The sequence below is a fragment of the Microbacterium stercoris genome (assembly GCF_017592545.1).
Classification (GTDB): Bacteria; Actinomycetota; Actinomycetes; order Actinomycetales; family Microbacteriaceae; genus Microbacterium; species Microbacterium stercoris.
Genome location: NZ_JAGFOA010000008.1, coordinates 189,236 through 196,866, shown reverse-complemented (window position 1 = coordinate 196,866; position 7,631 = coordinate 189,236). Strand labels below are relative to the sequence as shown.

The following is a 7,631-nucleotide window of genomic DNA, read 5'->3' as shown; positions in this document are numbered from 1 at the left end:
GGCGGTGGCGTGTGGCCTCCTGCTTCGCGTCGGCGACCGAGCGGGCGGCCTCCTTGCGGAGCGTGAAGGACAGCGCGTCGAAGGCTGCCCTCAGGCCCGCGCCGTCGAGGGCCTCAGCCAGCTCCGCAGGTACGTCGACTGTGCGTTCGGCGGCGTCGAGCTCGATCCGGGCCTCGATGGCCTGGCCCGGCTCGACGCCGAACTCGGCGCGGGCGGCCTTGCTGAAGCCGATCATGATCTCGCCTGCCCTGCGTCCCACGCGCAGGCGGCCGGTGTGATCCCCGATCGTCACGAGCACGGGCGGCGTCTTGCCGCCGCCGAGCTGCGCGACCTGCTCTTCGGTGAGCAGGATCGCCGCGGCCGGCCCGTGCGGCTCGAGGGTCGTCGAGAGGGTGAGCGCCGTCATGCCGCCAGGCTACGCCGGGCCCCGCGCCACCCCGGAACCGGAGGACATCCCGCGACCGGAGGGCCGGATCCGCCTCCGAGACCCTCCCGACGCGAGATCCCCTCCCAACCCGCAGCTCGCCGCCGCGGGACCGGAGGACATCCCGCGACCGGAGGACCGGATCCGCCCCCCCACAACCCTCCCGACGCGAGATCCCCTCCCAACCCGCGCCCGCACGCCCCCCGCCCCGTATCCCGGATCCCTCCGTCCCCGGAACCGGAGGAGACTCAGCAACCGGAGGGCCGGATCGGGCGCCCGCGCCCTCGGAACGCGAGATCCCCTCCCAAGCCGCAAGCGCGATCCGCCCAACCCGCACCCAGCCCGCATCCTGCCGTACCCCACCCCGCACCCGCCGCGGAAGCGGAGGACATCCCGCAACCGGAGGACCGGATCCGCCCCGAAGAACCTCCCGACGCGAGATCCCCTCCCAGCCCGCGCCCCGATCCCGCCTCCGCGGGGCCCGGATCCCCCGGAACCGGAGGACATCCCGCGACCGAAGGTCCGGATCCACCCCCACGACTCTCCCCACGCGAGATCCCCTCCCAACCCGCCCCGCGCCCCGCGCCCCTCCCGACAAGAGATGCCCTCCCAACCCGCCCCGCGCCCCGCGCCCCTCCCGACAAGAGATGCCCTCCCAACCGGCGCCGCCCCACACGCGCCGCGCGCCGCGCCGCGGAAGCGGAGGACATCCCGCGACCGGAGGACCGGATCCGCCCCGAAGAACCTCCCGACGCGAGATCCCCTCCCAGCCCGCGCCCCGATCCCGCCTCCGCGGGGCCCGGATCCCCCGGAACCGGAGGACATCCCGCGGCCGAAGGACCGGATCCGCCCCCACGACCCTCCCGACGCGAGATCCCCTCCCAACCCGCGCCGCCCCACCCGCCCGCACCCGCCGCGGAAGCGGAGGACATCCCGCAACCGGAGGATCGGATCCGCCCCGAAGAACCTCCCGACGCGAGATCCCCTCCCAACCCGCGCCCCGCCGCCGCGGGACCGGAGGACATCCCGCGACCGGAGGACCGGATCCGCCCCCACGACCCTCCCGACGCGAGATCCCCTCCCAACTCGCGCCGGCCCCCCGCCCCCCGCGCCCCGCGCGCCACGCCGCCCCACCCCGCCCGCGCCCCACGCCCAACCCGCGCCCCGCCCACGCACCCACGCACCCACGCCCCGCACCCGCGCTCCGCACCCAGCCGGATCCGATGCGGCGCGCGAGATACTGAGGCGGTGTCCGCAAGTCCGCTGTCCGCGTCGGCGTATGAGATCCTCGGCGTCGCGCCGAGCGCGTCCGACGACGAGCTGCGCCGCGCCTACCGGGCGCGGCTGCGCGAGACGCATCCCGACACCGGCGGCGACGACGCGGCGTTCATCCGCGTGCGCCGGGCGTGGGAGCTGATCGGCACGATCGAGGCCCGCGCGGCCTACGACCGCGGCGCGGGGCAGGAGTCGGCGTGGCGCGTGACTCCGACGGAGGCGCCGAAGACCGACACCCGTCCGCGCGCGCGGTCGCACGGGCATCCGGGCGGATGGCGCCGCGAGCGGTACGTGGAGCTCGTGCGCGAATGGGCGGGTGCGGGCGTGGAGCTTCCCGATCCGTATGCCGCGGACGTCGTGCGCTCGGCTCCGGATGACCTGCGCCACCTTCTCGCCGGCGCGCTGGCAGAGGAGGCCACCGCCCGCACGATCGCTCACCTCGGCATCGGGTTCACGGTGTGGCACGGCGTCGCGGCGGGCGACCGCATCCTGGATCACATCGTGCTGAGTCCGTCGGGTCTGTACGGCATCGCGTCGGCCGACTTCGGCGGCGAGGTGCGCTTCCGCCGCGGCGAGCTCATCGGCGAGGCCGTGCGCGGCGAGACGCCCGTCGCGGTGCTGCTGGCCGGCATGCGCGCGGCGGCGAAGGCGGCGAGGGTGCGCTTCGGCGGCGCGATCGTCGTACTGCCGGATGACGCGCTCGCGCAGCCGGTCACCCCGCTCGGCGCCGTGCGCGGTGTGCCCGTGGTCGTCGTGCGCCGCAGCGTGCTGGGGCACCTGCTGCGTCAGGGCGTGCCCGGGGCGCGCCCGATCGGGGGCAACGAGCTGTTCGACGTGCGCACCCGCCTGCAGGCGACCGTCCGCTTCGTATAGCCCGCGTGATCCGGCGCCTCCGCCCCACGCACCGCCTCACATCGGCGGGGTGGGAGGAGGCACCGGGACGCCGGCCTCAGCTCAGGGGGGCGCGGGCCCACACCGTGGTGTCGGCCGGCACAACCGAGGCGGTGGCACCATCCGATGAGAGGAGGATGTCGAGCTCCTCCGGCAGCACGAACTCCTCGTCGCCGAAGTTCATGACCACCTGCCAGCCGTTCGGCCGCTGGAACCAGAGCACGTCGTCGCGGCCGGTGTGCCGCCATGCGAGCTGCTCCTCGGTCTGCAGCTCGTGGCGCAGCGCGAGGGCCCGGCGGTAGAGCGACAGCGTCGAGGCCGGATCGTCCGCCTCCACGTCGACGGCGCACTCGGCGAACCAGGCCGGCTGCGGCAGGTGCGCGGGGCCCGATCCGAACCCGAACGAGGGCCCCTCGGCGGTCCACGGCAGCGGCACGCGGCATCCATCGCGCCCGACCTCGGCGCCCTCGCTGCGGAAGAACGTCGGATCCTGGCGCTGGTCGGCGGGGATGTCGGCCACCTCGTGCAGGCCGAGCTCCTCGCCCTGATAGATGTAGGTGGATCCCGGCAGCCCGAGCAGCAGCAGGGTCGCCGCCCGCGCGCGACGCAGGCCCCGGGCGCGGTCGAGCAGCGCCTCGTCGCCACCCGCGGTCAGCCACGCCTGGCCGCGGCGGCCGGGAGCGCTCGCCGTGGCGAGCTCGGCCGGCAGACCGTAGCGCGTGGCGTGGCGCACCACGTCGTGGTTCGACAGCACCCAGGTGCTCGACGAGCCCGACTCCGCGGCCAGCGCCAGGTTGTCGGCGATGATGCGCCGGAAGGTCGGCGCGTCGTAGTCGGCTTCGAGCAGGTCGAAGTTGAACGACTGCCCGAGGCTCTCGGGGCTGGCGTACTTCGGCACCCGATGCGAGGCCACCCACGCCTCGGCGACGGCGGTGCGGGGCGGGTCGTACTCGTTGAACAGCGCGCGCCAGTCGGCGTAGATCTCGTGCACGTCGTCGCGGTCGATCAGCGGGTGATTGCCGTCGATCGGGATCAGCGCGAGCTCGTCGCGCGAGGGCAGCGGCTCGGTGAGGTCCTTGGTGAGCATGTGCGCCACGTCGATGCGGAAGCCGTCGACCCCGCGATCCGACCAGAACCGCAGCGTCGTGAGGAAGTCCTCGCGCACCTCGGGGTTGTCCCAGTTGAGGTCGGGCTGCTCGGGCGCGAAGTTGTGCAGGTACCACTGGCCGTCCTCGACACGGTGCCACGCGGGCCCGCCGAACATCGCGACCCAGTCGGTGGGGGGCTCGGATCCGTCGGGGCCTGTTCCCTCGCGGAACAGGTAGCGGTCGCGGGCGGCGGAGCCGCGCCCCGCGGCGAGCGCCTCCTGGAACCAGGCGTGCTGATCCGAGGTGTGGTTGGGCACGATGTCGACGACGACCTTGATGTCGCGCGCGTGCAGAGCCGCGACCATCTCGTCGAAGTCGTCGAGGGTGCCCAGGCGCGGATCCACGTCGCGGTAGTCGGCGACGTCGTAGCCGCCGTCGGCGAGCTCCGACGGATAGAAGGGGCTCAGCCAGACGGCGTCGACGCCGAGCGAGGCGAGATGGTCGACATGCGCCACGATGCCGGGGATGTCGCCGAGCCCGTCGCCGTTCGCGTCGGCGAAGCTGCGCGGGTAGATCTGATAGACCACGGCCTGCCGCCACCACGTGGCCGGATCGCTCGCGAGGGTCTCGGGGGTCTCGGCGGGAAGCGCGTCTGTCATGAGAGCGGTGGGCTCCTTCTCGATCGTTCGGTCCTGCTTCGGGTTTTCGGGTGGCTCGGGTGGTGCGGCATCGCGCGGGCGTCGCCGCCGTGCGGGGCTCAGCCCTTCACGGCGCCCTGCGTGACGCCCTCCATGACCCAGCGCTGCGTGAACAGGTAGGCCACGATCGCGGGCGCCATCGCCATGAGGTACGACGCGAAAGCGACGTTGTAGTTGCTGCTGAACTGATTCTGGAAGAGGTTCTGGCGCACCGGAAGGGTCTGCATCCCCGGATCCGAGATGATCAGCGACGGCATCATGAAGTCGTTCCACGCGTACAGGAACGCGAAGATGCCGACCGTGGCGCTCATCGGCGCGAGCAACGGGAAGATCAGCCGCCAGAAGGTCTGCCACGTGGTGGCGCCGTCGATGCGGGCGCTCTCCTCCAGCTCGATCGGGATCGAGCGCAGGAACGCGGTGAACAGCAGCACGCTGAAGCTGAGCTGGAACATCGTGGCGAGGATGACCACGCCGAAGGGGTTGTCGAGCCCGACGCGTCCGGTCAGCTGGATCTGCGGCAGCGCGACCACGGGGAACGGGATGAACATCGCCGCCAGCAGGTAGAAGAACGAGTAGCGGAACAGCCGGTGGTCCCAGTTGCGCACGATCGCGTACGAGGCGAAGGCGGCGAGCAGGATCGTCGCGATCACGGTGCCCGCGGTGACGAACAGTGAGACCGCCGCGCCGACGGGGAACCGCGTGAGGTTCCACGCCTCGACGAACCCATCGAAGCTGAACGGTGCGGGCAGCGAGAACGCGTTGCCGTCGACCGACTGCTCGGTCGTCTTCATGGCCATCGTGATGGTGGCGTACAGCGGCAGCAACACCGTCACCGACGCCAGGATCAGCAGGATCGTTCCGGACCAGTTGACGCGCTCGGCGCCGACGCGGCCGCGCCCGCCGGCGACCACTGTGCGGGTGGTGGTGGGGACCTCGGACATCAGAACGCGCTCCTTCCGCGAGTGAGCGAGAGCTGCAGCAGTGAGATGAGCACGGCCACGATGAAGAAGATCGTGGCGTTGGCCATCTGGTAGGCGTAGTCGCCGCCGAAGAAGCCCTGCACGATCGTCATCGCGACGCTGCGGGTGGCCGTGCCCGGGCCGCCGTTGGTGAGGCCGACGATGATGTCGTAGGCGTTGAGGAAGCCCTTGAACCCCAGGATGACGTTGATCACGACGTAGCCGGCGACGAGCGGGATGGTGATGCGCGTGAGCTGCTGAGTCTTGGACGCGCCGTCGATGTCGGCCGCCTCGTAGACCTCGCCCGGCACCGACAGCAGGCCGGCGATGTAGATGAGCAGCGTGCCCGGGATGGCCTGCCAGGCCGTCACGATCACGATCGCGATCCACGCGAGATCCGGGTTCGCGAGCAGGCTCGACGACAGCCACGGGATGCCCAGCGACGAGCCCGCCGCGGGAAGCGAGTTCGAGAAGAGGAAGTTGAAGACGTAGGCGATGATGATGCCCGAGATCACCATCGGGATCACGAAGATCGTGCGCAGGGCCGTCTTCAGCCGGATCTTCGATGTCAGGCCGACCGCCAGCAGGAACGCCACGACGTTCACGACGAGCACCGTGGCGACCGAGAACCCGAACGTGAACAGGTAGCTCTGCACGACCGCGGGATCGCTGAACAGGGCGATGTAGTTGGTGAACCCGTTGAAGCTCCACTCGCCGATGCCGATCGAGTCGGTGAAGCTGAAGAAGATGCCGATCACTCCCGGCAGGGTGATCGCGAGCGTGAACAGGATCACCGTGGGCAGCAGGAAGAGATAGTAGATCGGCTCCACACGGCGCCGGTTCCGGGGCGGCGGCGCGGTTGCCCGAGGCGGGGCGGGAGCCATCGCGGGAGTGGTCGCGCTCATTCGCCGGCCTCCTTCGTCTCGTCAGTGCGCGGTGCAGGCGCGCGGAAGGCGAGCCGCGCCCAATCCGCGTCGATCGTGCGCAGCATCCGATCCGTGTCCTCACCGAGCACCATCGCCTGCGCGTAGCTGTTCATCGGGATCGTGCGCGGCACGAGCACCGACGGCCCCTGGTAGACCCGGCCCTCGTCGTAGTACGCGATCATGCCCTCGATGCGCGGATCGTCCGGCGGCGGAGCGTCCTGCGTGGGCGCGAAGCCGAGCTGCGAGGCGTTGTACTCCTGGATGTGCTCCGGCTCGTAGAGGAACTCGAGGAAGTCTCGCGCGGCATCCGGATGCGCCGCCTCGACCGGGATCATCGCGGCGAGGTCCATGTTGACGCGCACCGCCAGGTCGTCCGGATCGTCCGTCATCGGCAGCGGGAAGGTGCCGAGGGCCACGTCCTGGCTGGTCTTGGCGATCTCGCCGAACGCCCACGGGCCCTGCAGGTACATGGCGGCTTCGCCCTTGGCCATGGCGAGGTTGCCGTCTCCGTACGCGCGCGTCGCCGCGTCGTCGTTCACGTACTCGGTGAGCTCGATCATCCGGGCCATCGGATCGGCGAAGTCCTTCTGGAACGAGACCTCCGAGTCGGCACCGACGTCGGCGCCCTGCTCGGCGAGCCGGTTGAAGAAGTCGATCACATCCAGCGATCCGCCCGCCGAGTAGTCGAACCAGCCCTGCCCGACCGACCAGTCGTCCTTGAACGTGCCGTAGATGGGGGTGATGCCCGCCGCCTCGAACGTCTGGCACGCGGCGATCAGCTCGTCCCAGGTCTGCGGCACCTCGACGCCGTTCTGCTCGAACAGATCGCGGTTGTAGATGACGGATGCGGCCATCACCGAATAGGGCAGCGCGCTCGTGCGGCCCTCGCACGAGCCGTACTGCGCCATGAGGGGCTCCAGATCTTCGCGCACCGTCGCGGCGGCATCCGTATCGGACAGATCGGTCAGCGCGCACCGCTGCACGTACCGGGCGGTCTCGTAGTTGTAGTTCGACAGCATCAGGTCGGGCGGGTTGCCGCGCACGAAGCTCGCCGACACCACGTCGATGCCGGAGGTGTCCATCTCGACGCGCACCTCGTTCTGCGACGCGTGGTACTCGTCGATGAGCCCCTGCATGAAGTCCAGCGCCTCGCGCTTGCTGAAGGCGAACCGGATCGTCTCGCGCCCGTCCGCGCTGCAGCCCGCCAGCATCGCCGCCGTCAGCACAAGCGCCGCCCCACCGGCCACCGCACGCGCCCCGCCTCGTCTGGCCACGCCGTCTCCTTCGCCCCGTGGATCCCTCGGTGCGTCGAGTCAACGACGCGGCGGGCGCGAGCGGGAGGGCATTGACACGGGCGTCGGGTTCGGGCA

Annotated in this window: 6 protein-coding genes; 1 reads left to right on the top strand and 5 read right to left on the bottom strand. The window is 71.3% G+C overall.

What is annotated here, in order from left to right; genetic code table 11:
* A partial coding sequence (locus tag J5V96_RS16850) for a YdeI/OmpD-associated family protein (RefSeq protein ID WP_208505633.1) occupies positions 1-406 on the bottom strand: 406 nt, incomplete at its 3' end.
* Between the two features lie 1,266 nt (positions 407-1,672).
* Here J5V96_RS16850 and J5V96_RS16845 point away from each other — a divergent pair.
* Positions 1,673-2,572: a J domain-containing protein gene (locus J5V96_RS16845; protein ID WP_208505631.1), complete on the top strand. Its 900-nt coding sequence runs from the start codon at positions 1,673-1,675 to the stop codon at positions 2,570-2,572.
* Between the two features lie 76 nt (positions 2,573-2,648).
* Here the strand turns inward: J5V96_RS16845 and J5V96_RS16840 are convergent, their stop codons facing one another.
* The 4 genes from J5V96_RS16840 to J5V96_RS16825 form a co-directional block, all read right to left on the bottom strand.
* Complete coding sequence (locus tag J5V96_RS16840; RefSeq protein ID WP_208505629.1) at positions 2,649-4,337, bottom strand: glycoside hydrolase family 13 protein; 1,689 nt, start codon at positions 4,335-4,337, stop codon at positions 2,649-2,651.
* A gap of 98 nt (positions 4,338-4,435) precedes the next feature.
* Positions 4,436-5,317 (bottom strand): carbohydrate ABC transporter permease, encoded by an 882-nt coding sequence (locus J5V96_RS16835; protein ID WP_208505626.1) that lies wholly within the window; start codon positions 5,315-5,317, stop codon positions 4,436-4,438.
* On the bottom strand, positions 5,317-6,240 hold the full coding sequence (locus J5V96_RS16830; protein ID WP_208505625.1) for a carbohydrate ABC transporter permease: 924 nt from the start codon (positions 6,238-6,240) through the stop codon (positions 5,317-5,319). Before J5V96_RS16830 ends, J5V96_RS16835 begins: the two co-directional genes overlap by 1 nt.
* Positions 6,237-7,472, bottom strand: a complete 1,236-nt coding sequence (locus J5V96_RS16825; RefSeq protein WP_208505666.1) for an ABC transporter substrate-binding protein — start codon at positions 7,470-7,472, stop codon at positions 6,237-6,239. Before J5V96_RS16825 ends, J5V96_RS16830 begins: the two co-directional genes overlap by 4 nt.
* Between the last annotated feature and the right edge of the window lie 159 nt (positions 7,473-7,631).